The organism is Kitasatospora sp. NPDC051170, from assembly GCF_044455705.1.
GTDB lineage: Bacteria > Actinomycetota > Actinomycetes > Streptomycetales > Streptomycetaceae > Kitasatospora.
Map to the genome: position 1 here is coordinate 251386 of NZ_JBITFA010000003.1, position 26970 is coordinate 278355.

Sequence of the window (26970 nt, forward strand, 5' to 3'; positions counted from 1 at the left end):
CACACCAGCACCGTCAACACACCAGCACCGTCAACCGAAACGAGGAGCCAGATGGGTCTCGTCGTGCAGAAGTACGGCGGGTCGTCCGTGGCGGACGCCGAGAGCATCAAGCGCGTCGCCCGCCGCATCGTGGAGACCAGGAACGCCGGCCACGAGGTCGTCGTCGTGGTCTCCGCGATGGGCGACACCACGGACGACCTCATCGAACTCGCGGAGCAGGTGACCCCCGTCCCCTCGGGCCGCGAGCTGGACATGCTGCTGACCGCCGGGGAACGGATCTCCATGGCGCTGCTGGCCATGGCGATCGAGGCACTCGGCGCCGACGCCCAGTCGTTCACCGGCAGTCAGGCCGGTGTCATCACCGACGCCGCCCACAACCGGGCGCGCATCCTCGACGTGACGCCCGACCGGGTGCGCGCCGCCCTGGACGAGGGCAGCGTCGCCATCGTCGCCGGGTTCCAGGGCGTCTCGCGCACCAGCCGCGACATCACCACCCTGGGGCGCGGCGGCTCCGACACCACCGCCGTGGCGCTGGCCGCCGCGCTGGGCGCGGAGGTCTGCGAGATCTACACGGACGTGGACGGGGTGTTTACCGCCGATCCGCGCATCGTCGCCAAGGCCCGCAAGATCGAGCGGATCGGCTTCGAGGACATGCGGGAGCTGGCCTCCTCCGGTTCCCGGGTGCTGCTCGACCGCTGCGTCGAGTACGCCCGGCGCCACGGCATCCCGATCCACGTCCGCTCCTCCTTCTCCGGCCTGCCGGGGACGATCGTCGGCGGCGCCGGGCGGGAGCGGGCGGCGGGTGCGGCGGGCGGGGAGAAGGAGCGGGCGATCATCACCGGCGTCGCCCACGACACCTCCGGGGCCCGGATCACCGTGGTCGGCGTCCCGGACCGGCCCGGCGCCACCGCCCGGATCTTCCGCGCCCTCGCCGACGCCGAGATCACCGTCGACATGTCGGCACGGGCGGGCTCCACCTCCCCGCTCGGCCCGGTCGACATCGCCTTCAGCCTGCCCCGGGCCGCCCTGGCCCGGGCCCTGGACATCCTGGCCTCGCTCCGGGGGGAGGTGGGCTTCGAGGCCGTCCACCACGACGAGGAGACCGCCAAGATCTCCCTGGTCGGCGCGGGACTGCGCTCCAACGCCTGGGTCACCACGGCCCTGTTCGCAGCGCTGGACGCCTGCGGCGCCGACATCGAGGCCATCGCGACCTCCGAGGCGCGGATCTCCGTCGTCACCGGGTCCGAGCGCATCGCCGAGGCCGTACGCGCCGTACACACCGCCTTCGGCCTGGACAGCGACGCGGCGGAGGCCGTGGTCTACGCGGGCAGCGGGCGCTGAGAGGCACCGCTGTGAGGCACGGCCGAGAGGTACTTGGGGCGTCTCGTCAGCCGGAGCACGCGCCGCGCTGGGCCTGCTGCCAGGTGCAGACCGGGCACAGCGCGGCGCCCGGCCGGTCGGCGGGCCACTCGGTCGGCTCCCCGCACAGCACGCAGTCCGCGCGCGGACCCTCGGCGGCCGAGGCCGCCGGGCCCGGGCGCAGCGCCGCCTCGGCGTCCACGGGGGCCAGGTCGCAGACCGCCGTCGTGTCCTGGATCGTCGGCTCCTCGCTCATACCGCCTTCCTACTCCCCGCCCGCCCCGGTCGGCAAGCCGCCCGGGGCGGCGGCGATCATCGCCCCGATCCCGTCCAGCAGCGGCCCCAGCCCGAAGGCGAACAGCGCGTCCAGGTCGAGGTCGTAGCCGTCCTCGCCGAGGTCCCGGGCGATCCTGCCGAACACCGGGTACCGGCCGCCCTCGACGATCGCCGCCAGGGCCGGACCCTGCCGGTCCATCCACTGGTCCTCCGTCAGGCCGCTGCCGGCCGCCGCCTGCGCCTCGCGTTCGAGGTGCACGGCCAGGCCCTGGATGTAGCTGTAGAGCAGGACGTGCAGGTCGAGGACGGTCCGCGGGTCGAGGCCGTGGCCGTCCAGGGCGCCGAGCGCCCACTCGGCGTGGTCGAGCAGGGCGGGCAGCATCAGCGGGCGGGTGAGCGCCCCGATCTGGGAGAGCCAGGGGTGGCGCCGGTACGTCCGCCAGAGGCTGTGCGCGCCGAACTCCAGCCGTTCGCGCCAGCCGGGCGGCGGCTGGGCCGGGTAGCGCTCCTCGGCGAAGGCGGCGTCGGCCATCAGCAGGACCAGGTCGTCCTTGCCCGCCACATGCCGATAAGGCGACATCGCGGCCACGCCGAGCCGGGCCGCGACGCTACGCATGGACAGCGCGGCGAGCCCCTCCCCGTCCGCGATCTCCGTCGCGGCCCGCACGATCCGCTCCCGGGTCAGCTCCCCGCCCTCCGCGAACGCCGCCCGCCCCGACACTGCGAACCCCGGCTCCGCAGCGGGCGCCGGCGCCGCAGGCCCCAACGCCGCAGCGGGTGCCGGGCGCTTCGCCCGGGAGGCTGCCACGACGGCGCCCACCCGGGGGCGGGTCTCCACCAGCCCCTCCAGGCGCAGCGTGGTGAGCACCTTGGTGGCCGTGGCGAGCGCGACGTTCCACTCCCTGGCGATCCGGCGCGTCGAGGGCACCCGCTCGCCGGGCGCGAGGGCGCCCTCGGTGATGCGGCGGGCGATCTCGTCGGCGATCCGCCGGTAGGGCGGCGGCTGCTCCGTCATGGGCGATCTCCTCGGGGGTGTGACCTCGGTCTCAGCCCGGCGCACCGGTCGGGCTGTCCTAGTGCAGACGCTATCAGCGCGGCTATCCCGGCGAGGCTCAACTGTGCTAGTTCAGCCGCCCCTGAGGCCGGTTGGACGCGCTGCGCGTACGCCGTACATTCAGCTCGCGTACACCGTACGAGAGCGCGCCCGCCGGGTGCGTCCGAACAACCAAGGGGTCCCCGTGAAGTCCGTCCTCATCTCCGGCGCCGGTGTCGCCGGCTGCGCGCTCGCCGCCCTGCTCGCCCGCCGCGGCTTCGCGCCCACCGTCGTGGAGCGCGCCCCGGGGCCGCGCGGCGGCGGACAGGCCGTCGACGTGCGGGGCGTCGCCCTGGAGGTGGTCGGGCGGCTCGGGGTGCTGGAGGCCGTCCGCGAGCACCGCACCCGGATGCGGGGGATGTCCGTCCTCGACGGGGACGGACACGAGGTCCACCGCAGCACCGAGAGCACCTTCAGCGCCGGACGCCTCGACAGCGAGGACGTCGAGCTGCTGCGCGACGACCTGGTGCGCGTCCTGCACACCCGGGCGGCCGCCGACGGCGCCGAGTTCCGCTTCGGGGACTCCCTCACCGCACTGGAGGAGGACCCCGAGCGCCCGGACGTCGGCGTCCTGGCCCGCTTCGAGCACGCCGCCGAACGCCGCTTCGACCTGGTCGTCGGCGCGGACGGCCTGCACTCCGCCGTGCGCCGCCTGGCCTTCGGGCCCGAGGAGGACTACGCCTCCCCCCTGGGCCTGCACCTCGCGGTGTTCAGCGCGGACAACTTCCTCGGCCTGGAGGACTGGCAGATGTGGATGCGCGAGGGCGAGTTCGGCCTCGGCGTCTACCCGGTGCGCGGCAACACCGAACTGCGCGTCACCGTCGGCTTCGGCGGCGAGCCGCTGCCGGACGGGCGGCGCGGCGCCGAGGCCCGCAGGGCCCTGGTCGCCGAGCGGATGAGGGCCGGCCTGCGCTGGGAGCGCGAGCGCCTGCTGGACGCCCTGGACCGGGCGGAGGACCTCTACTGCGACGCGATGACGCAGATCCACCTGGAGTACTGGTCGCGCGGCCGCACCGTCCTGCTCGGCGACGCGGGCTACTGCGCCTCCCCGATGTCCGGCCAGGGCACCAGCCTCGCCCTGGTCGGCGCCCACGTCCTCGCCGACGCCCTGGCCGGCTGCGGCGGCGACCACTACGCGGCCTTCGCCGCGTACGAGGAGCGGCTGCGCCCGTTCGTCCGGCTCAACCAGGCCCTGGCCACCGAGAACCCGGGCGGTCCGGCCTCCGAGGAGTCGGTGGAGCGGGCGAAGAACGCCATCGACCTCGACGTTCCTGCTGGTCGGGCGGCCGTATAGCGTGCCCCGCATGGAGAGCACCCTGTACCCGGAGAGCACCCTGCACCTGGAGAGCGCCCTGCACCGCCGCCTGGCCGCCGCCCGCGCCACCGCCCCCAGCTACCCCGAGGTCGGGGCCACCCTCGGCGGGCCGCTGCCGCGCGGGTTCGCCCACCTGCGGCGGCGGGTGCACCTGGGGCGCGGGCCCGAGGTGCTGGAGCGGGCCGGGCGGTATGTGCTCGGCTGGGGCGCGCAGCTGGGGACCGGCTTCGCGGTGTTCCCGTACGGGCCGGCCGAGGAGGGCGCGACGGTGCTGCTGCGCCTCGCCCTGCCCGGCCGCCGGTGGCCGCGCCTGGTGATCCCCTGCCGGGTGGCGTGGACGCTGGAGCGGCCGGACCGGATCGGCTTCGCGTACGGGACCCTGCCCGGGCACCCGGAGTGCGGGGAGGAGTCGTTCCTGGTGTCGATGGACGCCGACGGCGAGGTGTGGTTCGAGGTCGCCGCGTTCTCCCGGCTGGCCGCCTGGTACGCCCGGCTGGGGCGCCCGGTGGCGCTGCTGTGCCAGCACCTGGCGATCGAGCGCTACCTCGCCGCCGTCGCCGCCCACGTGCGGAGCTGAGGACCGTCCGGGATCCGCCGGGGCTCGGACGGCCGACCGAGCGGGGCCCGGACGGCCGACCGGGGCTCAGCCGAGGAAGGACAGCCGGACCGTCCGGCGCGGGTTGTCGCCGTTGGTGTCGACGAGCACCACGGACTGCCAGACGCCCAGTGCCATCCGGCCGCCGATCACCGGCAGGGTGGCGTGCGGGGCGACGAGGCCGGGCAGCACGTGGTCCCGGCCGTGGCCGGGGCTGCCGTGGCGGTGGCGCCAGCGGTCGTCGGCGGGGAGCAGGTCGCGCAGGGTGGCGAGGAGGTCGTCGTCGCTGCCGGCGCCGGTCTCCAGGACGGCGATCCCGGCGGTGGCGTGCGGGACGAAGACGTTGAGCAGGCCGTCGCGCCCGGCGGCCCGCTCGTCGAGGAACGCGGCGCAGCGCTCGGTGATGTCGAGCGCGACCTCGTGGCTGCCGGTGGTGATCTCGAAGGTGTCGGTCTGGAATCGGGTGGAGTGGTTGTTGTCCGCCATGGCGCCATCCTCACAGACCGGACGGGCGGGGGTGGTCCCGGCGGGGGTGGTCCGGGCAGACCGACGACCCGATGGACCTGGTGGGTCCATCGGGTCGTCGTAGGCTCTCCCCCAGTGCGGCCGCAGCAGCCGGAAGGCGCCGCTCCTAGGCCCGGACAGGGCCTAGCCGTGTCCGCCGAACAGGCTGCGCTTCAGGCGACGCAGGGGCGCCATCAGCTTGACCCGCATCTGGCGGCGGCGGGCCGGCGGGGCGTCCGCGGCGGCCGGGCCGCGCGGCGTGAGCTCCCTTATGAGCCCGAGCGCCTCGGCGGTGTCGACCGTCGAGAGCGCGGGCGCGCCGAGCACGGCCAGGTGTCGGTCGATCCGGCGGCCGGTCGTGCCGACGCCGCACTGGATCGCCGGCACACGGGGCCGAGTCCGCACTTGCATGTGTTCCATCTGTTTCCCACCCCTACGAGGCGCCAGGGCCGTGAGGCGAAGACTATCCGTGAGGAACCGCCTTCGCGCAACCGTCCATGGTGTGGTGCTCACCGTATCGTGCGGCGTCAACTGACGATGCACCAGGGGCACTCCGGCCGGTCACGACTAGGCATCAATGATGGTGCACGACCAGCCGTCTGTCACCGGTGCCCGGGAGCACGGGCGGCGCACGCGTCGCCCTGTCGACGCGCCCCCTCGTCGGCTTGCCCATATAGGGGACAGGCGCCACATCGACAAAGTGATCATCCGTGGCCGCCCGGAAGCCGTCTCGAGGCCGCCCGAGAGCCGACCAGGGACCGACCGGGGGCCGTCCGCACTACTTCCGTAGTGGCACTACTGCAGTAGTGCCACTACGGAAGTAGTGCCACCCCTCGACATAAGCCTTCATGAAGTGAACACAAAAGGGGGATTGACTCGCGAGATGCCGACAAGCAATATCTTTTCCAATGCGTCGGCGTCGTCATCGCCCCAGACGCATGTTCGAGTCGTGAAGGGCTCGACGCAGGACTCCGGCTCCCCCCGAGCCACTGCCAGGCCGCCTCGACGCTGCGGCGGCCGGTCTCGTCGGGTGCCCGGAACGGCGGCCGGCCGTGAGGGTCGGTCCGGCCGCCACCCCACTTCCCCGCACGACCACCCCGCACGACTCCCCCGCCGGGGCCCCGCCGAACGTCCGCGCAGGTGGCACCGCGTGGATCGGTAGACTCGGTCGGCGTGTCCCCCCTCCTCCTCAGCATCGTGCTCCCCGTCCACGGCGTGGAACGCTTCCTTCCGCAGTGCCTCGACTCGATCCTCGCCGACACCCCCGCCGGCGAGACCCGCTTCGAGGTGATCGCGGTCGACGACGTCTCCCCGGACGGCTGCGGCGCGATCCTGGACTCGTACGCCGCGCGCGACCACCGGCTGCGCGTCCTGCACCTCGACGAGAACCAGGGCCTCGGCGGCGCCCGCACCGCCGCCCTGCCGCACCTGCGCGGCGAGTACGTCTGGTTCGTCGACAGCGACGACTGGGTACCCGAGCGCACGGTGAGCGTGCTGCTGGACGAGCTGGAGCAGGAGCGCCGCCGCGAGACCCCGGTCGACGTGCTGATCACCGACTTCACCCACGTCTACCCCGACGGAGGGACGGAGCCCAACCCCTGGCGCCACGTGCTCACCGGCTCCCCGCTGGTCGAGGGCTGCACCCTCGCCGAGCACCCGCCGCTGCTGCGCACCGTGATGTCGGTCTGGAACAAGGTCTTCCGCCGCGCGTACCTGGAGGGCCTGGGCGTCTCCTTCGGCCGCGGGTACTACGAGGACATCTCCGCCACCTACCCGGCGCTGCTGGCCGCCGAGCGGCTGCGCTACCTGGACCGCCCCTGCTACCACTACCGGCGCGGCCGGGCCGGCGCGATCACCGCGACCGCCTCCCCCAAGCACGCCGGGGTGTTCGCCCAGTACGACGCGATCTTCGCCTTCCTCGACCGCCCGGACCGCCCCGGCCGGCCCGTCCCGGACACGCTGCGCACGATGGTCTTCGACCGGACCGTCCAGCAGGCCCTCAACGTCTACGACACCCCCGGCCTGCTGCCCGCCGACCGGCGCAAGGACTACTTCCGCTCCCTCGCCGAACACTTCGCCCGCCACCGCCCCTCCGGCTACCGCTTCCCCGGCGGGGTGCGCGGCGTCCAGTACCGCCTGGCGGCGCGCGGCGCGCGGATCGCCTACGCGGAGCTGCGCCGCACCGGCCGGCTGCCGCGCGACCTCAAACGCGGGGCGCGGGCCGTGGCGCCCGCCGTGAAGAAGGGGGTGCGCAGCGGCGCCCGCTTCACCGCGTACAACGCGTTCCGCCGGCTGCCGCTGGACGAGAACCTCGCCGTCTACGCCGCCTACTGGCACCGGGGCTACGCCTGCAGCCCGGCGGCGATCTACGAGAAGGCGCGCGAACTCAGCCCCCGGATCAAGGGGGTGTGGGTGGTGGAGAACCGCGCCCAGGCCGCCACCATGCCGCCCGACGTGCCGTACGTGTTCGTCAACACCCCCGCCTACTTCAAGGCGATGGCGACGGCCAAGTTCTTCGTCAACAACGTCAACTTCCCCCGGACGATGACCAAGCGGCCGGGCACCGTGCACATCCAGACGCAGCACGGCACGCCACTGAAGGCGATGGGCATGGACCTGCGCGACCACCCGGCGGCCGCCGAGGAGGGCCTGGACTTCGACCGGCTCCAGGAGGCCGTGGACCGCTGGGACTTCCTCGTCTCCCCCAACCCGCACACCACCGAGCACTTCTCGCGGGCGTTCCCCGGCTCGTACGAGATGCTGGACACCGGGTACCCGCGCAACGACCGGCTGGCGAACGCCGACCGGGAGGAGGTGCGGGCAATGCGCGAGCGGCTCGGGCTGCGCCCCGGCACCACGGCGGTGCTGTACGCGCCCACCCACCGCAGCGGGCGCGGCGGTTACGTGCCGCTGCTCGACGTGGCGGCGCTGGCGCGCGCGCTGGGGCCGCACTACACGCTGCTGGTGCGCACCCACTACTTCCACACCGGCGGTCCGGGCGACCTGACGGCGGGTTCGGAGGCGGCGGGGATCCTGGACGTGTCGGCGCACCCGGCGGTGGAGGACCTCTACCTGGCGGCGGACGTGCTGGTGACGGACTACTCGTCGATGATGTTCGACTTCGCGGTGCTGGACCGGCCGGTGGTGATCTTCGCCCCGGACTGGGAGGAGTACCGGCGCGAACGCGGCGTCTACTTCGACCTGTTCGCCGAGCCGCCGGGCGCGGTCACCCAGGACGCGGAGGCGCTGGTGAAGGCGCTGCTGGCGGGGGATCCGGAGCCGGAGGCACGGGAACGGTTCCGCGCGAAGTTCTGCGTCTGGGACGACGGCGGGGCGGCGGAGCGGGTGGTGCGCCGGGTGTTCCCGGTACGTGACTGAGGTGCGCGGCTGAGGTGCGCGGCTGAGGTTCGGGGCCGATGTTCGGGGCTGACACGGCCCGTGAACGACTCGGCCCGTGAACGACTCGACCCGTGAACGACGGCGGGGCCGGTCACCGCAGCGGCGGTGCCGGCCCCGTTCCGCACGGATCAGCCGCGGCGGGCGGCCAGGAACTCCTCGAAGTCCAGGAAGCCCTGGTGCCGGGTGTCCATCGTGTGGATCAGCGCCTCGGCCATCGCGAGCGTCACGGCGTGGTCGCCCATCTCGTTGGCGGCGAGCGCGTACTCGGCCGCGGTGATCTTGCCGTCGCCGTTCTTGTCGATACGGTCGAACAGCGCCTTGATCTCCTCGGTGCTCTGCATGGTGCCCTCCTGGGTACTGCCTGGTCGTGCTCGGTTCGGTCGGCCGTACCCTACCCGGCCGTGGTGATCGCCACGGTCTCCGGGAGTGGACGGGCGCGGGGGTGGGTGCCGTAGTCTGCGGATCTGATCGCGGGCCCGGGCACATCCGGGCGATCGTTCGTCCAGGGAGGGAACCCCCATGCTCGACCTCGTCACCAGGCTGGTGCTGAAGCCCGTCGCGCGCGGGATGTGGCGCCCGGTCATCGAGGGTGCCGAGAACGTGCCGGGCAAGGGCGGGGTGATCCTGGCGAGCAACCACCTGTCCTTCATCGACAGCGTGGTGATCCCGCTGACCGCCCCGCGCCGCGTCCACTTCCTCGCCAAGGCCGAGTACTGGAAGGCGCCCGGGCTCAAGGGCAAGGTCTCCAAGGGCTTCTTCGAGGCGATCGGCGCGGTGCCGGTCGAGCGCGGCACCTACCGCTCGGCCCAGGCCTCGCTGGAGTCGGCGCTGGAGATCCTGGAGGCCGGAAAGGCGTTCGGCATCTACCCGGAGGGCACCCGCTCCCTGGACGGGCGGCTGTACCGGGGCAAGACGGGTGTGGCCTGGCTGGCGCTGACGGCGGGCGTCCCGGTGGTGCCGGTGGCGCTGGAGGGGCCGGAGGAGATCCTGCCGATCGGCAAGCGGGTGCCGCGCCTGAAGAAGGTGACGGTGCGTTTCGGGGAGCCGCTGCACTTCGACGAGCTGCACGGGCAGGCCCGTTCGCTCAAGGCGCGCCGTCAGGTGACGGACGAGGTGATGGCGGCGATCCAGCGGCTCTCGGGCCAGGAGGTCGCGGAGCGCTACAACGAGGTGCCGAAGGCCGCCTGAGCGGCTCGCCCGGCTCGCCCGGCTCGAGTTGCCTCAGGCGTGGCCCAGCACCCCGGCGGTGTCCGGGACTTCACGGCGCAGCAGCGCCGCGTACCGGCCGTCGAGGGCCACCAGCTCCTCGTGGGTGCCCAGTTCGGTGACCTGTCCGTGGTCGAGGACGGCGATCTGGTCGGCGGCGCGGACGGTGGAGAGCCGGTGCGCGATGGTGATGGTGGTCCGGCCCTCGGAGAGGGTGTCGACGGCCTGCTGGACGGCGCGTTCGGTGCGGTTGTCCAGGGCGCTGGTGGCCTCGTCGAGGATGAGGACGGGCGGGTTGCGCAGGATCGTCCGGGCGAGGGCGAGGCGCTGCTTCTCGCCGCCGGAGAAGCGGTAGCCGCGTTCGCCGACGAGGGTGTCGTAGCCCTCCGGGAGGGCGTCGATGGTGTCGTGGATCTGCGCGGCCCGGGCGGCCTCGACGAGTTCGGCGTCCGTGGCGTCGGGTTTGGCGAAGCGCAGGTTGTCGGCGACGGAGGCGTGGAAGAGGTACGTCTCCTGGGAGACGACGCCGACGGCGCGGGCCAGGGTCTCGAAGGACAGGTCGCGCACGTCCACGCCGTCGATGGTGACGCGGCCGCCGGTGACGTCGTAGAGGCGGGGCACCAGGTGGCTGAGCGTGGTCTTGCCGGAGCCGGTCTCGCCGACCACGGCCAGTGAGGTCCCCGCCGGGACGGCGAGGTCGACGCCGGCGAGGGTGGGGCGCGGCTGCTCGGGGTCGTAGCGGAAGTCGACGGTCTCGAAGCGCACGTCGCCGCGGATCCCGGGGAGGTCGACGGGGTCCGGCCGTTCGGTGATGTCCACCGGCAGGTCGAGGTACTCGAAGATCCGCTGGAACAGGGCGAGCGAGGTCTGCACCTCGACGCCGGTGAAGAGCAGGCTCACCGTCGGGCGGAACATGCCCTGCTGGAGGGTGACGAAGGCGACCAGGGTGCCGACGGAGACGATCGGCGCTCCCCCGGCGACGGTGAGCCCGGCGGCCCAGTAGATCGCGGCGGGCATGGCGGCCATCACGATCTGGATGGTGTTCATCCGCCAGCGCCCGGCCATGCTGGCGCGCACCTCGAGCTCGGCGAGCTGGTCGGACTGGGCGGTGAACTCCCGCGACAACGAGTCGCCTCGGCCCATGGTGCGGCCCAGCAGGATGCCGCTGACGGAGAGCGACTCCTGGACGGCGGAGCTCATCGCGGCGAGCTGCTTCTGGCGCTCGCCGGTGATCTTCTTGCGCTCGCGGCCGACGCGGCGGCTGATCCAGACGAACAGCGGGAGCAGCACCAGGGAGACGATCGTCAGCCGCCAGTCCAGGGCGACCATGGCGACGATCGAGGCGACGACGGCGGTGAAGTTGGAGACCAGGCTGGTCGCGGTGGAGGTCACCGTGGACTGCATGCCGCCGATGTCGTTGGCGATGCGGGACTGCACCTCGCCGGTGCGGGTGCGGGTGAAGAAGGCGAGCGACTGGCGCTGGAGGTGGCCGTAGACGGCGGTGCGCAGGTCGTGCATGACGCGCTGGCCGACGGTGGTGGAGATCAGCGTCTGCAGGACGTTGAAGACGCTGTTCACCACGGCCGCCGCGACCATGCCGAGGGCGAGCAGGCTGAGCAGCCCGGTGCGGCCCTGCGGGATGGCGGTGTCCAGGACGGCCTTGATCAGGAACGGTGAGGCGACGGAGACGACGGCGGAGGCGGCGACCAGCAGGCCGACGAGCGCCAGGCGTCCGGTGTAGGGGCGGAAGAGCGCGAGGATGCGCCGCCACTGGGAGGGCGGGCGGGTCTCGCCCTCGACGGTTTCGGGCGGGGTCCAGTCGATGGTGCGCCTCAAGGGCGGACCTCCCTGGTTCGGGCGCGCGGGGGCGCGGCGGTCGGACGGGTGCGCGGAGCGGCACCGGGGGCAGCATAGCGGGGTTAGCTCATAGTTAGGCAAGCTAATAGTGAGGGTTGCTCTATTCCCGCTGCGTGCCCGCGGTCCCCGCTACCGCCGTCCGGCCTCGTCCGGCCCCCTGACCGGTCTCCGTCCGGTCACCGTCCGACCTCCGTCCGACTTCCGTCCGGCCGCCGTCCGACCGCCGCACGCGCTCCGGCTAGTTGGTGCGGTACGTGCGCGCCGCCTTGTTGGAGACGCCGCCCAGCTTGCCCGAGGGCAGCAGCCGGGCCAGGGCGACCACGGCCTTGTAGCGCTTGCCGGGCACCGACACCGACCGGCCGCGGCCCAGGTCGCGCAGCGCGTCCTCCACCACCCGGTCCGCCGAGAGCCAGGACCAGGCGGGGATGTTGTCGGTGCCCATGCCCGCGCGCTCGTGGAACTCGGTACGGGTGAAGCCCGGGCACAGCGCCATCATCCGCACCCCGCTGCCGCCGAGGTCGCGCAGCACGCCCTGGGTGAAGCTGACCACCCACGCCTTGCTCGCCCCGTACGTGCCGCGCGGCAGGAAGGCGGCCACCGAGGCGACGTTGACGATCGCGCCCCGGCCGCGCTCGCGCATGCCGGGCAGCGCGGCGGTGGTCAGGCGGAGGATCGCCTCGATGTGCACCTTCAGCATGTCCAGCTCGTCCTGCAGGGGCACGGTGCCGAAGGCGCCCTTGTTGCCGAAGCCCGCGTTGTTGACGAGCAGGTCCACCGGGTTCGCGGTGTCGGCGAGGCGGGCCTCGACGGCGCGGATGCCGTCCTCGGTGGCGAGGTCGGCGCGCAGCACCTCCGACTCGGTGCCGTAGCGGGCGCGCAGGTCGGCGGCCGCGCGCTCCAGGCGCTCGGTGTCGCGGGCCACCAGGACGAGCCGGTAGCCGCCGCGGGCCAGACGGCGGGCGAAGGCGGCTCCGATGCCGGCGGTCGCGCCGGTGATCAAGGCTGTGGTCATGTCCAGACCGTACCGACTCGCCGCGAACTCGCCGCATCCGAGCCCGCACCCAGGGCAACGCCGCAGCTCAGGGGGCTGCGGATGCAGGTCGCCGCCGGGGCTCGTAGTGTCGGACGGGGGCGTCGCCCGACCGGGCGGTGAAGTCCAGATGAGGAGGCACATCTGATGCTTACTCAGTTCACGACCGGCACGACCCGGACGCCGCTGGCGACCGAGGCCGAACTCGATGCGCTCGGCACGCTCATGGTGGAGGACGAGGCCGTCGTCAGCGACGCGCCCACGTACCGCCCCGAAGCCGCCGGCGGCCTGCTGCTGGTGGGGCTGCTGCTGCTCGCCCCGAAGCAGCCCAAGGAGAAGACCCGGTAGCCGAGCTCGCCGCCGGGCCCCCAGGGCCCCGCGGGGCACTCCCGCGCCGTGACCGTCACCGACCGTGATTCTTGGTGACCGACGGTCGCCGGTTCCGGTCCGGTGCCTCGTGGAGTCCGCTTCGAGGAGGACCACGCAACCATGCCATTCGCCGATACCCCTCTGCGCGACGAGTACGCCGCCGCAGTCGAGCGGGTGGCGGGCCGGACCCTCGACGCCCTGCGGGGCGCCGGGGGTGCGGTCGCGCTCGCGCCCGACCCGCCCGAGGCGGCGGCCGCCCCCAGGTCGCTGCTGGCCGCCCTGCGGGTGGTCGGGCCCGACCTGTTCGCCCCGCAACTGCTGGCCGGGGCCGACCCCGACGAGACCACGGCGCTGCTGCTGGCCGAGGCGCACCGGGTCTTCCCGCCCGCCGGCGTGACGGGCGCGGAGGGCGACGGGGACGGGAACGCCGTCGTCACCGCCTGGCGGGACTGGGCGGCCGGGGTGCTGCTCGTCCGGGCGCTGGGGACGGCCGGTGACACGGGCCCGGGGGAACGCTTCGTCACCGCGCCGGCTCTCACCCCACCCGCTGTCCGCGCGCCCGCCCCTGCCGTTCCCGGTCACACCGCGTGGCCGGAGCCGCAGCAGTGGCAGCCCTGGTCGATCCGGATGGCGCAGCTGTCCGCCCTCGCCCTGCCCGGACTGGACGGCGCCGTGCACCGCCAGGCCCGCACCCACGCCCTGGCACTCGCCCGGGGCGCCGTACGGTCGATGCTGCGGCGCGACCACCGGGCCGCCGCCCGGCTGACGCGCTGGCTGGCCTGGTGCCGGGCCGAGGGCGTCGCCGTGCCGCTGGAGCTGGAACCGCTGCTGGCCCGCCTGCGGGTGGTGAGCGACGGCAGCGCCCGGATCGCCCTCGAACTGGCCATCGCCACGGCGCTGTTGGACGGCACGGAGGAGCCGGCATGACCGACCACGAGGTCCTCGCCACCGCCCAGCGGCTCGGCTCGCGCGCGCTGGCCTGGCTCGACGCCTCGCACGAGACCGGCTTCGGCGGGCTCGACGACAACATCACCATCGACATCGCCGACCCCAACAACGCCTACAAGCCGATCGGCGAATGCGCGCTCGCCGCCTCGCTGGTGCTGCGCGAGGGCGTCACCGGGCCGGTCGACGCCGAGCGGGCCCGCCGGATGCTCGCCTTCGGCTGGTCCCAGCTGCGGGACGGGAACCTGCTGTACGAACGGCAGTTGAGGCACCTGCTGCTGACCGACCCGCTGGAGGTGTACGCCCACTTCGTCCGGGCCGGGTACCGGCATCCTCCACTGGAGGACCTCGTCGCCTCCCTGGCCGAACTGCGCTCGGTGCACGCCGCCGAGACGGTGCCCAACCGGCGCCTGGCCATCGCCAACGCCCGCCGGGTCACGGGCCTGGAGCGCCGCGCCCCGGACTGGGGCGCCCTGGCCGCCACCACCTGGCTCGGCTCCGCCCCCGAGCCCTGGGCCGTGGACTGGGCCACCGGCTACGACATCACCCACACCGTCTTCCACCTCACCGACTGGGGCGCCCGGCCGGAGAACCTTCCCGAGCCGATGCGCGCCTACGTCCGCGACTGGCTGCCCGTCTGGCTCGACATCTGGCTGGAGGTCGGGCAGTGGGACCTCGCCGCCGAACTGCTCGTCGTCGACGCCTGCATCGGCGAGCCGGTCACCGGGCGGCAGGGCTGGGAGGCGCTCGCCGCCGTGCAGCGCGAGGACGGGCTGATCCCCCGCGACGACGCGCAGCCCGTCGCCGAGGAGCCCGAGCAGGCGTTCAAGGATCACGAACACACCGCCGTGGTCGCGGTGGTGGCCAGCACGGTCACCCTCTCGCGCGCGCTCGGCGGCGCGCAGGCGGCCCTGGCGTGAGCGCCGCGCCTCGCGTGAGCACGTCCCCTCGCGTGGGCACGTCCCGTCTCATGGGCATGCCTGTCGACCGGCTGTACGGGGAGGTCCTGCGGGCCGCCGAGCCGTACGCGACGGCGGTGGCCGTGGCGCTGGTCGAGGGCGGTCGGGCGCAGGTGCGCTGTCACGGCCGACTGGGGCGCGGGCCGGGCGCCGCCGCGTGCACACCGGAGACCGTCTTCGAACTCGGCTCCGTCACCAAGACGTTCACCGCCCTGCTGCTGGCCGACCTCGCCTCGCGCGGCGAACTCTCCCTGGACGACCCGGTGGAGAGCCATCTGCCCCCCGACTGGCGTGCGGCCTCGGTGCGTTCGGGCGGCCCGATCCGGCTGCTGCACCTGGCCACCCACACCTCGGGCCTGCCCCGGCTGCCGCCCGGGCTCCTCGCCGGGGCCGTGCCCGCCTGGTTCAGCAATCCGTACGGCGGCTACGGCGAGCGGCAGTTGAGGGATGGGCTCGCCCGAACCACCGTACGGTCGCGGCCCGGTGGGAGGTACGGGTACTCCAACTACGGGGTCGGGCTGCTCGGGCGCCTGCTCGTCGAGGCGGGCGGCGGACCCTCGTACGGGCAGCTGCTCGCGGAACGGGTCTGCCGGCCGCTCGGCCTGCGCGACACCACCTGCGCCGCCGACGCGCCCGGGCGGGCGACCGGGTACCGGCGTGGGCGGGCGCTGCCGCCCTGGCGCATCCCCGGCCTGCCCGGCGCGGGCGCCGTCCGGGCCGGAGCGGCCGACCTGCTGCACTACCTCCAGGCCCATCTCCAGCCGGGGGACGGCCGGTTGGCGGCGGCGCTGCGCGAGGTGCAGCGGCCCCGGCTGCGCCTGCCGCGCTCCGGCGACCAGCTCGGCCTGATCTGGCAGCACCGGCACTCGGGCGGGCGCGAGCTGTGGTTCCACACCGGCGGCACCCGGGGTTTCACCGCCTTCCTCGGCTTCTCCCCACCCACCGGCACGGCCGTCGCCGCCCTCGCCAACACCGGGCCCAGCCTGGACGGGCGGTTCCTCCAGAGCTCGTACGAACTGCTGAAGGGGCTGGCGCAGGGGAGGTGAGACGCTACGCGGGGACGGCGCGGGCGCGGTCGGCGGCGATGTTGAGCGCGAGTCCCGCGAGGACGGTTCCCATCACGTACCGCTGGACGCGCAGCCACAGGGGCCGGCGGCCGAGGAAGGCCGCGATGGCGCCCGCGCCCATGGCGATCACGCCGTTGACGGTGATGCCGATCGCGATCTGGGTCAGGCCGAGCACCAGGCTCTGCTCACCGACGTGACCGCGCTCCGGCGCCACGAACTGGGGCAGCAGCGAGATGTACATGATGGCGATCTTGGGGTTGAGCAGGCAGGTCAGGAAGCCCATCGTGAACAGCTTGCGCGGGGAGTCCGGCGCGAGCTCCTGCGGGGCGAACACCGCCGTGCCGCCCGGGCGCACCGCCTGCCAGGCGAGCCACAGCAGGTAGCCGGCGCCGGCCAGCTTGATCGCCGTGTAGAGCGCCGGCACCACCGAGAACACGGCGGAGACCCCGGCCGTCACCGCGACCAGGTACACCAGGAAGCCCAGGGCCACGCCGAGCAGGGAGACCAGGCCCGCGCGGCGGCCCTGGGAGATCGAGCGCGAGACCAGGTAGATCATGTTCGGGCCGGGGCTCAGTGCCATGCCCAGTGCGACGGCGGCTATGCCGAGGACCGCGTGTCCGTCGGCGGCCAGAAACAGGTTGTCCATGACTGGGAGGCTAGGGCGGGCAGACGCCTCGATGCAATGATGACTTTGCACTCGGTGCAATCGAGCGTGAGCGCCTGACGAGGGAAGGGGCCCCGGTGACCAGGGACGAAGTGAGCCGGGAGGACGCGACCCGGCGGGACGCGAACCGGGGGGACGCGAACCGGGGGGACATGGCCCGGGACGACTACCGGACGATCGCCGACGCGGTCGCGGCCGACATCGAGGCCGGACGGCTGCGGCCCGGCGAACAGCTGCCCACCCAGCGCGCCTTCGCCCGCCGCCGAGGGATCGCCCCCTCCACCGCCACCCGCGTCTACCGGGAACTCGCCCGGCGCGGGCTGACCACCGGCGAGGTCGGGCGCGGCACCTTCGTCCGCGCCGGGCAGGGCGCGCGGGACGGGGCCCGGGACGGCCGGGTCGCACTCGCCGAACCGGGCACCGGGCCCGTCGACCTCGAGCTCAACTTCCCCGGCGTGCCCGACCAGTCGGCGCTGCTCGCCGGCTCCCTGACGCCGCTGCTGCGACCGGACGTCCTCGGCGAGGCCCTGCGGCCGGTCGGCGTGGCCGGGACGGCGGCGGCGCGGGACGCCTTCGCCGCGCTCGCCTCCCGGTCCTGCGGGGGCCCGGAGCTCGCGCCGGACTCCCTGCTGTTCGCGGGCAACGGGCGGCAGTTGATGGCGGCGGCCCTCTCGGCGCTGGCCTCGCCCGGGCAGCGGGTGGGGGTGGAGGAGATGACGTACCCGGTGGTCAAGGCGATCGCCGGGCAGCTGGGCATTCGGCTCGTACCGCTGGCGGTCGACGAGGACGGGCTGCTGCCCGAGGCGGTGGCCGCCGCGCACCGGGCCGCGCCGCTGAAGGCGCTGTACGTGCAGCCGCGGCTGCACAACCCGCTCGGGGCGACCATGCCGCCGCAGCGGGCCGAGGCGCTGGCGCGGGAGGTGCGGCGGCTGGACCTGCCGGTGGTGGAGGACGCGGTGTGGTCCTTCCTCTGCCTGGGGGTGGACGCCTTCGCCTCCTACGCGCCCGAGCGCACGGTGCTCGTCGACAGCCTGACCAAGCGGCTCGGCGCGGGCCTGAGCGTCGGGTTCGCGGTGGCGCCGCAGGGCGTGCGCGAGCGGATGGCCGGGGCGCTGCGCTCGGCCGGGGCCACGCCGAGCGGGTTCGCCCTGGAGGCGGCGGTGCGCTGGATCGGGGACGGCACGGTGGCGGCGGTCGCGGCGGCCAAGCAGGCGGACGCCGTCGCCCGGCAGGATCTGGCGCGCACCGTGCTGACCTCGCGCCGGGTACGGGCGGACGGGCGCTCGTACGTGCTGTGGTGGCCGCTCGCGGCGCCCTGGCGTGCGGAGACCTTCACGGCGGCGGCGGCACGCGCGGGCATCTCGGTCACCCCGGCGGAGGCGTTCGCCGTCGACCCCCGGCGCTCCCCCGCCGCCGTCCGCCTCGCCCTGGCCTCGCCTCCGCTCCCGGTGCTGGGGCGGGCGCTGGCGCAGCTGCAGCGCATCGAGGCGGAGGGGCCGGGGGTGGGGATCTGACGGGTTGCCCGGGCCGGCCGGGTGCTCCACGCTGAGGCCATGCGGAGACTGATCTACGGCATGAACCTGACCCTGGACGGCTACATCGCCGCGCCCGGCGACGACATCGGCTGGAGCGGACCGCCGAGCCCCGAACTGTTCCGGTTCTGGCTCGAGCTCGAGCAGGCGAGCGGCCTGACGCTGTACGGGCGCAAGCTGTGGGAGACCATGAGCTCCTACTGGCCCACCGGCGACCGGCAGCCCGGCGCCACCCCGGCGGAGATCGAGTTCGCGCGGACCTGGCGGGACACCCCGAAGGTGGTGTTCTCCTCGACGATCGGCACCGACGACGGCACGCTCGACTGGAACACCCGCCTGGTCACCGGCGACGCGATCGCCGAGATCGCCCGGCTCAAGGCCGAGGACGGCGCCCCGATGAACATCGGCGGCGCCACGCTCGCCGCGGCGGCCATGCGCGCCGGGCTGATCGACGAGTACGTGATCGCCGCCCATCCCGTCCTGGTGGGCGGCGGCACGCCGTTCTTCACCGCGCTGGAGGGCTGGGTGCGGCTGGACCTGCTGGAGACGCGGACGCTGTCCGGCGGCGTGGTCCTGAGCAGGTACGAGACGAGGCGCTGAGCGGCTTCGCTCACCCGACGGCGAACGGATAACGGATTTCACCATCTGTCATCCGTTCGCCGTCATCCGTCACCTGACATCTGACATCTGTTCGCTGTCGGCTGTCGGCTGTCGAACGTCCGCCGTCCGCCGTCAGCTGTGATCCGTCCGCTGCGACCTGTTCGCCGTGTCCGCGGCCCCGCCCGCGCCGACCGCGCGCAGCCGGGAGGCGGCGGTGGCGGCGAGCTGCGGGGCGAGCTTGGCGACGTCCCGCGAGCCGACCACGGCGATCAGGCTCGGCAGCAGCCACCGTACCGGCTGCATGCCCCGCAGCCACGCCTGGGCGTAGACGTGCGCCGAGCGCCGCGCGATCCCCGCGACCAGCCGGTCCACGGCGGGCTCCAGCGGGTACGTCTTGTTGGCCGGCCAGGGCAGCTTGCTGCGCATCTGCCGGAGCACGGTGTCCTCGTCGGCGCCACGGACCATGTCCGTGTCGGTCCAACTCAGGTACCCCACACCGACCTTGACGCCCTGGTAGGCGACCTCGGCGCGGATCGAGTGGGCGAACGCCTCCACCCCCGCCTTGCTGGCGCAGTAGGCGCTCATCAGCGGCGCGGGGGTCAGCGCCGCCAGCGAGGCGATCTGCAGCAGGTAACCGCGGCTCTCGGCGAGCGCGGGCAGGAAGGCCCGGGCGGTGGCCACGCTGCCGAGCAGGTTGACCTCGATCACCCGGCTGAACGCCCGGTGGTCGCTGTCCATCATCGGCCCGCCGAGCGCGATCCCGGCGTTGGCGACCACGGCGTCGATCCGCCCGTAGTGCTCCTTGATCCGCCCGGCGACCTCGCTCAGCGACTCGAGGTCGGTGACGTCCGCCTCCCAGCTGGTGGCGGAGGGGCCGCACTGCGCCGCGACGGCCTTCAGCTCGACGGGCTCCAGCCCGAGCAGCGCGACCTTGGCGCCGCGCCGGGCCAGCTTGCGGGCCAGTGAGGCACCGACCCCGCGCGCGGCCCCGGTGACGACGACGACCTGCTCGGACAACGGACGGATGGCGTTCATGCGACGACGGTCCTCTCGACCTCGGGTTCGGCGGTGAAGGAGGCCCCGGGCAGGTACGCGGCGGCCATCCGGTGGATCTCGGCGGCGACCTCGGCGGGCCGCTCCAGCGGCGCCATGTGGCCGACGCCGGGCAGCAGCAACAGCCCCTGGGGGTCGGGCAGTTCGGAGACCATGCGGTGCGCGTGCACCGGCGGGGTGAGCCGGTCCGCGGTGCCGACCACCACGGCGGTCGGCGCGGCGAGCCGGGCGAGCCCGGCGTGGACGTCCAGCCGGGCGAGTACCCCGGCCCAGCCGGCGCGTACGGAGGTCGGGCAGGCGTGCACGATCCGCGCCGTCGCCTGGGCCTGCCCGGCGGGCGAACCCGGGCCCATCGTCGCGTACTTGAGCGCGGCCCGGCTGACGGGCGTGACCGGCCCCAGCGGCATCCGGGAGCGCAGCAGCTGCCGGTGCAGGAGGCGGCGCAGCCCGGCCGGGCGCAACGACCCCGGCAGGACGTTCAGTTCGGCGAGCAGCTCGCCCGGCCCGGTGGAGACCAGGACGGCGGCGGCCGTACGTTCGGCGACCTCGGCCCGCCCTCCGGCGGCCATGATGGTCATCCCGCCCATGCTGTGCCCGGCGAGGACGGCCCGCTCCCCCGCCGGAACGGTGCGGTGGAGGACGGCGGCGAGGTCGTCGGCGAGCACCCGGGTGGAGTAGCGGGCCCGGCTCGGCGGGATCTCGCTGCGCCCGTGGCCGCGCTGGTCGTAGGCCACCACCCGGTAGCGGTCGGTGAGCCGGCGGATGACGGGGGCCCAGAAGGCGGTGGAGCAGGTCCAGCCGTGGGCGAGCACCACGGTCGGCGCGTCGGGGCGGCCGTGCACCTCGACGTGCAGCCGCAGGCCGTCGGCGGTGAGGACGCCGAACTCCTCTGCGGGTACGGGCGGTTCGTAGTCGGCGGGCGGCTGGACGCTCACGCGGAGACCTCCTGGGCGGTCCGGGTGGTGGTGGCCGGTGCGGGGCGCAGGGTGAGCTCGTACTCACCGAGGTCGACCTTGCGGGTGGCGCGGCGGAAGGAGGTGGTGGAGCCGGGCCACAGCACGGTGTTCTTCCCGTTGGGGTCGAGGTACCAGCTGCGGCAGCCGCCCGTGGTCCACACCGTGCGGTCCATCCGGTGCTGGAGCTCGAGGTTCCACTGCCGCTGGGCACGGGCGGTGGGCTGCATGGCGGCGGCGCCGACGGCGTCGAGCGTGGTCAACGCGTCGATCATGTAGTTCAGTTGGGACTCGATCATAAGGATCATCGAGCTGTTGCCCAGGCCCGTGTTGGGGCCGATCACGAAGAACAGGTTGGGGAAGCCGCGCACGGTCGAGCCGCGCAGCGCCTCCATCCCGCCCTTCCACTCCTCGGCGAGGATTCGGCCGTCGACGCCGAACACCCGGGAGCCGATGGGCATGTCGGTGACGTGGAAGCCGGTGCCGAAGACGATGGCGTCCGCCTCGTGCTCGCTGCCGTCCGAGGCGACGAGGGTGGAGCCGCGCACCTCGCGCAGTCCGGAGGCGACGACCTCGGTGTTGGCGGCGGCGAGCGCCGGGTAGTAGGTGTTGCTGAGCAGGATGCGCTTGCAGCCGATGCGGTAGTCGGGGGTGAGCTTGGCGCGCAGCGCCGGGTCGGCGACGCCCTGGGCGAGGTGGCGTTCGGCGAGCTGCTGGACGACGCGCAGCAGTCCGGGGCGGCGGACGAAGGCGTCGACCTGGAGTTCCCGTAGAGCGAACAGGGCGCCCCGGCGCAGGCTCCCGGTGAGCGGCACCCGGCTGTGCAGCCACTTCTCCAGCCGGCTGATCTCGCGGTCGCGGCGCGGCAGGACCCAGGCGGGGGTGCGCTGGAAGACGGTGAGCTTTCCGACCCGGGGCTGGATCGAGGGGATGATCTGGGCGGCGGAGGCGCCGGTGCCGACCATCGCGACGCGCTTGCCGGCGAGGTCGTAGTCATGGTCCCAGCGGGAGGAGTGGAACACCTTGCCGGGGAAGGCGTCGAGGCCGGGCAGGTCGGGGATCTGCGGGTCGGCGAGGGGTCCGGCGGCGGAGACGATCGCGTCGGCCGTCCAGGTGCCGGCGCTGGTGGTGATCCGCCAGCGGGTCCCCTCCTCCTCCCAACGGGCTTCCAGCACCTCGGTGTTGAAGCGCAGGTGCGGGCGCAGCCGGAAGACGGTGGCGACCTTCTCCAGGTAGGCGCGGATGTCCGGCTGGCCGGAGAAGCTGCGCGGCCACTCGGGGTTGGGGGCGAAGGAGAAGGAGTAGAGGTGCGAGGGCACGTCGCAGGCGCAGCCGGGGTAGCTGTTGTCGCGCCAGGTGCCGCCGACGGAGTCGGCGCGTTCCAGCACGACGAAGTCGGTGATGCCGGCGCGGCGCAGCCTCACTGCCGCTCCGAGGCCCCCGAAGCCGGAGCCGATCACCGCGACCCGCACGTGGGGGGCCTCCTCGACGGTGGCGGCCTCCCCCGCGACGACGGCGTCGGGCACCGCGGCCGGGCCGGAGCGGGGGCGCTTGCTGCTGGCTGCCATGCGGCCAACCTCCTGAGGGTGGGGGCGGTGATCGTCGCACTCTCCCGGGGCCCGCGTCACCCGAGCCCCCGGCAATCGCGCCAGTAATCACTGGCATGATTGGGAGGGTAGCCCCTGCCGACACCGGAGGGAAGACGCCCGACGGCCCCGGTTCACCCCGTTGTTCCCGCACCCTCCCCTGCCGCGCACGCCCCTCCCCGCCGCACGCCCCTCCCCACCGCGCACCCCCGCCCGCGCCGCGCACCTATGCTGATCGCCGTGGACAAGGTCAGAGCTGCCGGGGACGACAGGCGCGAGTACCGGGTGGAGGAACTGGCCGAGGCCGCCGGGATCACCACCCGCACCCTGCGCTTCTACCGCGAGCGCAAACTCCTCCAGCCGCCCCGCAAGGAGGGCCGGATCGCCTGGTACGGCGAGGAGCACCTCGCCCGGCTGCGGATGATCGCCGAACTGCTGGAACGCGGCCACACCCTGGAGGGGATCACCGAGCTCATCGACGCCGGCGAGAGCGGGCGCGACGTCGCCGGCCTCATCGGCCTCGCGGCGGCGATCGTCGCGCCCTGGTCCGACGAGACCCCCGTGCGCCTCGACTGGGAGGAGCTCAAGTCGGCCTTCGGCGACCAGCTCACCGAGGAGAACACCGCCGAGTCCATCGCCCAGGGCTACATCACCGTCGACGAGGACGGCATCACCCACGTCAGCCGCCGCCTGCTGGACGCCACCACCGAACTGGTCACCCAGGGCGTGCCGCTGGCGGCCGTGCTCGACGCCAGCCGTCGCACCCGCGAACACGTCGACGCCATCGCCGAGATCTTCATCGAGGTGGTCGGCGAACACCTCCTCAGCGCCCTGTCCGCCGACACCCCCCTGCCCCCCGGCGAGGCCGCCCGCCTCACCGAGCGCATCCTGCGCGTCCGCCCGCTGGCCAGGACCGTCGCCGACGCGCAGTTCACCCTCGCCATGGACCGCCGGGTCCACGCCGAGTACGACGACCTCCTGCGCCAGCGCCGCGAATCCGGCGAGCCCGAGGCTCCGTAGCCCTACCCCTCGTCGTCCACGGCCCCCGGCGCCAGGGCCGGGGACGGGAAGACGTGCCGCGCCTCGCCGCCCGACCACCAGACACCGATCGCGAACACCGCCGTCGCCTCCAGCAGCCCGGCCCGCTCCAGGCCCCCGCAGGGCACCGGCTCGCAGCCCATCGAGGCCACCAGCTCGGCGGCGAGCCCGGCGGCGGCCGGGTCGTCCGCGCAGTACGGGACGCCGAGCGGCGCGCCCTCGAAGCTCGGCTTCGCCAGCGTCCAGATGCTCTCGTGGCAGACGCCGAACACCTTCACCACCCGTGCCCCGGGCGCCGCCGAGGCGAGCCGCCGGGCCAGCGAGTCGGTGCCCCCGTCCGTGGTCAGCGCGGGGCCGCCCTCCCCGGGGGCCATCGGGACGGTGCAGTCCAGCAGCACCCGCCCGCGCAGGTCACCGGCGAGCGAGGCCACCACCTCCTGCGCCGCACCGCCCGGCAGGGCCACCAGCACGGCCTCGCCGAAGCGTGCCGCCTCCGCCAGGGTGGCGCCGCCCGTCGCCCCGATCTCCTCCGCGAGCCGGCGAGCCTTCTCCTCGTCGCGCCCGCCCACCAGCACCCGGTGCCCGGCCCGTACGAAGGCCCCGCCGAGCGCCTTCGCCATCGCGCCCGTGCCGAGCACGCCGATGCCGATCGGTCGCTTCGTCTCCATGTCCACTCCCCTGGTCCGCCGCCCGCACCCTGCGGACCGCCGTACTCCGGACGCTAGAGGAGCCGATGCACACCTCGGGGTACGCAACGGATCGGGCAGGATGGACGCATGGACGCACGCATGGACGCACGCCTGGACTCCCTGCGGGACGAACCCGACCTGGGCGGCGCCGTGTTCGCCGCCGACTGCCGCGCCCGGCTGGCCTTCGAGGTGATCGCCAACCGCTGGGACTCCGTCGTGGTGTACGTCCTCGGCGAGGGCGGCCCGATGCGCCCCCGGGCGCTGCTGGCCCGGATCGGCGGGATCAGCCCGAAGGTCCTCAACGAGACCCTGCGCCGGCTGGAGGACAACGGCCTGGTGGAGCACCGCCGTTACGCCGAGGCCCCGCCCCGGGTCGACTACGCGCTGACGGCCGCGGGCACCGCGCTGCTCGGCCCGATCCGCGCGCTCGGCGCCTGGGCCGACGAGCACGGGGACGCGGTGCTCGCCGCCCAGGACCGCCGCGACCGGCGGGCCGAGGCCGGCTGACACCGCCCGCTGTCAGTGCCCACTGGCACCGCCCGCTGTCAGTGCCCACTGGCACCGCCCGCTGTCAGTGCCTCGTGCGAGGCTCCTCGGGCACATCCCACGTGCGGTCTCACATGCGACACCCGATACTTGACACTCCGGAGGCACAGGTGCCCAGCGATCTGGACGAACTCGAGGTCCTCACGCTCTTCGTGACGGACGTCCCCGCCGCGAAGGCGTTCTACCAGGAGGTCTTCGGCCTCCCGGTCGTCTACGAGGACGACGCCTCGGCGGCACTGCGGCTGCGCAACCTCCTGCTGAACCTGCTGACCGCGAAGCAGGCCCCCGAGCTGGTCGAGCCCGCGCGGGTGGCCGCCGAGGGCGCGGGCGTACGGGCGCTGCTCACCGTACGCGTGCCGGACGTGGACGCGGTCTGCGCCCAACTCGCCGAGCGGGGCGTCGAGTTGCTCAACGGCCCGGTGGACCGGCCCTGGGGCCGTCGCACGGCGGCGTTCGCCGACCCGTCCGGGCACGTGTGGGAGATCGCCCAGGACCTGCCGAGGTAACCGGCCGTACGGGAACGGGGCCCCGCCGAACCGCACCCAGAGGTTCGACGGGGCCCCGCTGCGGGCGGACGGCCGGTCCGGGGAGCGCCCAACTCGCCCCCGGACCGGCCTCAGGCCCTGACCGGTCGACGTCAGCCGACGGTCAGCCGACGTCAGTTGACGTTCACGGCCGTCCAGGTCGCCGCCACCGCGTTGTACTCGGTGCCGCCGGAGCCGTACAGGTCGGCGGCCGCGCTCAGGGTGGCCGCCCGGGCGCCCGCGTAGTCGGTGGTGGAGGTGAAGTAGACCGTCAGCGCGCGGTACCAGATCTGCGCGGCCTTGTCGCGGCCGATGCCCGCGAGCGAGGAGCCGTCGGCCGTCGGGCTGTTGTAGTCGAACCCGTTGATGCTCTTCGCGCCGCTGCCCTCGGAGAGCAGGTAGAAGAAGTGGTTCGCCACGCCGGAGGAGTAGTGGACGTCCTTGTTGCCGACGCCCGCGTCCCAGTAGTCGGCCGAGGCGCCGTCCTTGCTCGGCTGGTCCATGTAGCGCAGCGGGCTGCCGTCGCCGCGCAGGTTGATCAGCTCGCCGATCCAGTAGTTCGGCGGGTTGGAGGGCAGGTTGGCGTACCACTCGACCATCGTGCCGAAGATGTCCGAGGTGGCCTCGTTGAGGCCGCCGGACTCGCCCGAGTAGTTGAGCGCGGCGGTCGCGGCGGTGACGCCGTGCGTCATCTCGTGGCCGGCGACGTCGATCTCGGTCAGCGGGGCGGCGTCGTTGGCGCCGTCGCCGTACGACATGCAGAAGCAGTCGTCGCTCCAGAACGCGTTGACGTAGTTCGAGCCGTAGTGGACGCGGCTCAGCGCACCGACGCCGTCGTTGCGGATGCCGTTGCGGCTGAAGGTGTTCTTGTAGAAGTCCCAGGTGGTCGCGGCGCCGAACTGGGCGTCCACGGCGGCGGATTCACGGTTGTTGTTGGTGCCGTCACCGAAGCTGTTGGCGGTGTTGGCGAACAACGAGCCGCTGCCCGACTGGCCGTTGTTCATGTCCGCGGTGGACTGGCCGCCGCGGCCGGCGTCCTTCAGCTCGAACTGCGAGCCGTTCTGGTTGGTGTTCAGCGGCACCTGGCCGACGAAGATGCCGTTGCCGGTGCCGGCCGCCGTCTGGACCTTCTCGTGGGTGGAGAGGACCTGGCCACTGGCCGCGTCGGTGACCAGGACCTGGCTGCTCGGGGTGCCGTCCCGGCGCACGCCCTCGACGGTGGTGCGGTAGGCCAGGCGCGGGGTGCCGTCGTTGGCCCAGACGACCAGCTCGGCCTTGCCGGTCTGGTGCACGTCGGCCAGCGGGGACTCGTCGGCGTCGAGGGTCTGGCCGACCGTGGCCTTGACGGCGCCGGTGGCGCCCGCGGCGGCCTGGTCGGCCGGGATCCGCGGGGTGAGGCTCGGCAGCGCGATCGTGGCGGCCACGGCCTTGTTCACCGACTTCACGCCGCCGGTGGCGCCCTGGTGGACGACCAGGTCGCCGCCGAGGACGGGCAGGCCCGCGTAGGTGCGCTCGAAGCGCAGGTGCCGGGTGCCATCGCGGTCGACGACGGCGTCCTTGGCGACGAGCTTCTCCTGGGCGCCGAGGCCCAGCGCCTGGGCCAGCGGGCCGGACTGGCCGGCGGCCACCGCGAGGACGGCGGCGTGCTGGCGGGCGGCCTGGGCCTTGGGCGTGGAGGTGGCGGGGGCGGCCTCGGCGGCGCCCACCTGGACGACACCGGTCAGCAGGGCGGTGGCCGAGACGACGGCGACGGCCGCGAGCTTACGCTTCACGTACGAGTCCTTCCGGGAAACCGCGTATGGGCGCGGTCG

At 73.9% G+C, this 26970-nt stretch carries 27 protein-coding genes; 14 read left to right on the forward strand and 13 right to left on the reverse strand.

What is annotated here, in order from left to right:
• The first annotated feature begins 51 nt into the window (after positions 1-51).
• Positions 52-1341, forward strand: a complete 1290-nt coding sequence (locus ACIBCA_RS08160) for an aspartate kinase (protein ID WP_396282019.1) — start codon at positions 52-54, stop codon at positions 1339-1341.
• A gap of 46 nt (positions 1342-1387) precedes the next feature.
• Here ACIBCA_RS08160 and ACIBCA_RS08165 read toward each other — a convergent pair whose 3' ends face one another.
• Together ACIBCA_RS08165 and ACIBCA_RS08170 are read right to left on the reverse strand one after the other, a co-directional pair.
• On the reverse strand, positions 1388-1615 hold the full coding sequence (locus ACIBCA_RS08165) for a hypothetical protein (protein ID WP_396282020.1): 228 nt from the start codon (positions 1613-1615) through the stop codon (positions 1388-1390).
• A gap of 9 nt (positions 1616-1624) precedes the next feature.
• The gene (locus ACIBCA_RS08170; RefSeq protein WP_396282021.1) at positions 1625-2650 is read right to left on the reverse strand and encodes a TetR/AcrR family transcriptional regulator C-terminal domain-containing protein; all 1026 of its coding nucleotides are present in this window, start codon (positions 2648-2650) and stop codon (positions 1625-1627) included.
• Between the two features lie 223 nt (positions 2651-2873).
• Between ACIBCA_RS08170 and ACIBCA_RS08175 the strand changes: the two genes are divergently transcribed.
• Together ACIBCA_RS08175 and ACIBCA_RS08180 are read left to right on the forward strand one after the other, a co-directional pair.
• Positions 2874-4022, forward strand: a complete 1149-nt coding sequence (locus ACIBCA_RS08175) for an FAD-dependent monooxygenase (RefSeq protein WP_396282022.1) — start codon at positions 2874-2876, stop codon at positions 4020-4022.
• A 10-nt stretch (positions 4023-4032) separates the two neighbouring features.
• The gene (locus ACIBCA_RS08180; RefSeq protein WP_396282023.1) at positions 4033-4620 is read left to right on the forward strand and encodes a DUF1990 family protein; all 588 of its coding nucleotides are present in this window, start codon (positions 4033-4035) and stop codon (positions 4618-4620) included.
• Positions 4621-4686: 66 nt separating this feature from the next.
• Here ACIBCA_RS08180 and ACIBCA_RS08185 read toward each other — a convergent pair whose 3' ends face one another.
• Together ACIBCA_RS08185 and ACIBCA_RS08190 are read right to left on the reverse strand one after the other, a co-directional pair.
• The gene (locus tag ACIBCA_RS08185) at positions 4687-5124 is read right to left on the reverse strand and encodes a YjbQ family protein (protein ID WP_396282024.1); all 438 of its coding nucleotides are present in this window, start codon (positions 5122-5124) and stop codon (positions 4687-4689) included.
• Between the two features lie 162 nt (positions 5125-5286).
• Positions 5287-5562, reverse strand: a complete 276-nt coding sequence (locus tag ACIBCA_RS08190) for a hypothetical protein (protein ID WP_396282025.1) — start codon at positions 5560-5562, stop codon at positions 5287-5289.
• 753 nt (positions 5563-6315) lie between these two features.
• Here ACIBCA_RS08190 and ACIBCA_RS08195 point away from each other — a divergent pair.
• A complete protein-coding gene (locus ACIBCA_RS08195; protein ID WP_396282026.1) occupies positions 6316-8520 on the forward strand; it encodes a CDP-glycerol glycerophosphotransferase family protein in 2205 nt (734 codons plus the stop codon).
• A 149-nt stretch (positions 8521-8669) separates the two neighbouring features.
• On the opposite strand, the gene ACIBCA_RS08200 is transcribed toward ACIBCA_RS08195, so the two are convergent.
• The gene (locus ACIBCA_RS08200; RefSeq protein ID WP_396282027.1) at positions 8670-8882 is read right to left on the reverse strand and encodes an EF-hand domain-containing protein; all 213 of its coding nucleotides are present in this window, start codon (positions 8880-8882) and stop codon (positions 8670-8672) included.
• A 178-nt stretch (positions 8883-9060) separates the two neighbouring features.
• Here ACIBCA_RS08200 and ACIBCA_RS08205 point away from each other — a divergent pair, with 178 nt between their 5' ends.
• Positions 9061-9729: a lysophospholipid acyltransferase family protein gene (locus ACIBCA_RS08205; protein WP_396282028.1), complete on the forward strand. Its 669-nt coding sequence runs from the start codon at positions 9061-9063 to the stop codon at positions 9727-9729.
• A gap of 33 nt (positions 9730-9762) precedes the next feature.
• Here ACIBCA_RS08205 and ACIBCA_RS08210 read toward each other — a convergent pair whose 3' ends face one another.
• Both ACIBCA_RS08210 and ACIBCA_RS08215 read right to left on the reverse strand, forming a co-directional pair.
• The gene (locus ACIBCA_RS08210; RefSeq protein ID WP_396282029.1) at positions 9763-11583 is read right to left on the reverse strand and encodes an ABC transporter ATP-binding protein; all 1821 of its coding nucleotides are present in this window, start codon (positions 11581-11583) and stop codon (positions 9763-9765) included.
• Between the two features lie 259 nt (positions 11584-11842).
• A complete protein-coding gene (locus ACIBCA_RS08215; protein WP_396282030.1) occupies positions 11843-12616 on the reverse strand; it encodes an SDR family NAD(P)-dependent oxidoreductase in 774 nt (257 codons plus the stop codon).
• Positions 12617-12781: 165 nt separating this feature from the next.
• On the opposite strand from ACIBCA_RS08215, the gene ACIBCA_RS08220 reads away from it, so the two are divergent.
• The 4 genes from ACIBCA_RS08220 to ACIBCA_RS08235 all read left to right on the forward strand — a co-directional run bounded on the left by ACIBCA_RS08220 (position 12782) and on the right by ACIBCA_RS08235 (position 15953).
• Positions 12782-12982 (forward strand): hypothetical protein, encoded by a 201-nt coding sequence (locus ACIBCA_RS08220; RefSeq protein ID WP_396282031.1) that lies wholly within the window; start codon positions 12782-12784, stop codon positions 12980-12982.
• 141 nt (positions 12983-13123) lie between these two features.
• On the forward strand, positions 13124-13930 hold the full coding sequence (locus ACIBCA_RS08225; protein ID WP_396282032.1) for a hypothetical protein: 807 nt from the start codon (positions 13124-13126) through the stop codon (positions 13928-13930).
• Positions 13927-14868 carry a DUF6895 family protein gene (locus ACIBCA_RS08230; RefSeq protein WP_396282033.1) on the forward strand — a complete coding sequence of 314 codons (942 nt, stop codon included), beginning with the start codon at positions 13927-13929 and terminating at the stop codon, positions 14866-14868. Before ACIBCA_RS08225 ends, ACIBCA_RS08230 begins: the two co-directional genes overlap by 4 nt.
• Before the next feature lie 50 nt (positions 14869-14918).
• Positions 14919-15953 (forward strand): serine hydrolase domain-containing protein, encoded by a 1035-nt coding sequence (locus ACIBCA_RS08235; RefSeq protein WP_396282034.1) that lies wholly within the window; start codon positions 14919-14921, stop codon positions 15951-15953.
• Between the two features lie 4 nt (positions 15954-15957).
• Here ACIBCA_RS08235 and ACIBCA_RS08240 read toward each other — a convergent pair whose 3' ends face one another.
• Positions 15958-16620 (reverse strand): LysE family translocator, encoded by a 663-nt coding sequence (locus ACIBCA_RS08240; protein WP_396282035.1) that lies wholly within the window; start codon positions 16618-16620, stop codon positions 15958-15960.
• A 170-nt stretch (positions 16621-16790) separates the two neighbouring features.
• On the opposite strand from ACIBCA_RS08240, the gene ACIBCA_RS08245 reads away from it, so the two are divergent.
• Positions 16791-18152, forward strand: a complete 1362-nt coding sequence (locus ACIBCA_RS08245; protein ID WP_396282394.1) for a PLP-dependent aminotransferase family protein — start codon at positions 16791-16793, stop codon at positions 18150-18152.
• Between the two features lie 39 nt (positions 18153-18191).
• Positions 18192-18770, forward strand: coding sequence for a dihydrofolate reductase family protein (locus ACIBCA_RS08250; RefSeq protein WP_396282036.1), 579 nt, complete (start codon positions 18192-18194; stop codon positions 18768-18770).
• A 132-nt stretch (positions 18771-18902) separates the two neighbouring features.
• Here ACIBCA_RS08250 and ACIBCA_RS08255 read toward each other — a convergent pair whose 3' ends face one another.
• From ACIBCA_RS08255 to ACIBCA_RS08265, 3 genes are read right to left on the reverse strand one after another with little or no spacing between them, the layout of a single operon-like run.
• Positions 18903-19805: an SDR family oxidoreductase gene (locus ACIBCA_RS08255; protein WP_396282037.1), complete on the reverse strand. Its 903-nt coding sequence runs from the start codon at positions 19803-19805 to the stop codon at positions 18903-18905.
• On the reverse strand, positions 19802-20758 hold the full coding sequence (locus tag ACIBCA_RS08260; protein WP_396282038.1) for an alpha/beta fold hydrolase: 957 nt from the start codon (positions 20756-20758) through the stop codon (positions 19802-19804). The genes ACIBCA_RS08255 and ACIBCA_RS08260 overlap by 4 nt, the downstream gene beginning before the upstream one ends.
• On the reverse strand, positions 20755-22344 hold the full coding sequence (locus ACIBCA_RS08265; protein WP_396282039.1) for a flavin-containing monooxygenase: 1590 nt from the start codon (positions 22342-22344) through the stop codon (positions 20755-20757). The genes ACIBCA_RS08260 and ACIBCA_RS08265 overlap by 4 nt, the downstream gene beginning before the upstream one ends.
• A 258-nt stretch (positions 22345-22602) precedes the next feature.
• Here ACIBCA_RS08265 and ACIBCA_RS08270 point away from each other — a divergent pair, with 258 nt between their 5' ends.
• On the forward strand, positions 22603-23382 hold the full coding sequence (locus ACIBCA_RS08270) for a MerR family transcriptional regulator (protein WP_396282040.1): 780 nt from the start codon (positions 22603-22605) through the stop codon (positions 23380-23382).
• Between the two features lie 2 nt (positions 23383-23384).
• On the opposite strand, the gene ACIBCA_RS08275 is transcribed toward ACIBCA_RS08270, so the two are convergent.
• Positions 23385-24068, reverse strand: coding sequence for an NADPH-dependent F420 reductase (locus ACIBCA_RS08275; RefSeq protein ID WP_396282041.1), 684 nt, complete (start codon positions 24066-24068; stop codon positions 23385-23387).
• Between the two features lie 120 nt (positions 24069-24188).
• On the opposite strand from ACIBCA_RS08275, the gene ACIBCA_RS08280 reads away from it, so the two are divergent.
• Both ACIBCA_RS08280 and ACIBCA_RS08285 read left to right on the forward strand, forming a co-directional pair.
• The gene (locus tag ACIBCA_RS08280) at positions 24189-24596 is read left to right on the forward strand and encodes a winged helix-turn-helix transcriptional regulator (protein ID WP_396282395.1); all 408 of its coding nucleotides are present in this window, start codon (positions 24189-24191) and stop codon (positions 24594-24596) included.
• A 149-nt stretch (positions 24597-24745) separates the two neighbouring features.
• On the forward strand, positions 24746-25141 hold the full coding sequence (locus tag ACIBCA_RS08285; RefSeq protein ID WP_396282042.1) for a VOC family protein: 396 nt from the start codon (positions 24746-24748) through the stop codon (positions 25139-25141).
• 152 nt (positions 25142-25293) lie between these two features.
• Here ACIBCA_RS08285 and ACIBCA_RS08290 read toward each other — a convergent pair whose 3' ends face one another.
• Complete coding sequence (locus tag ACIBCA_RS08290) at positions 25294-26931, reverse strand: M4 family metallopeptidase (protein WP_396282043.1); 1638 nt, start codon at positions 26929-26931, stop codon at positions 25294-25296.
• Positions 26932-26970 lie beyond the last annotated feature (39 nt).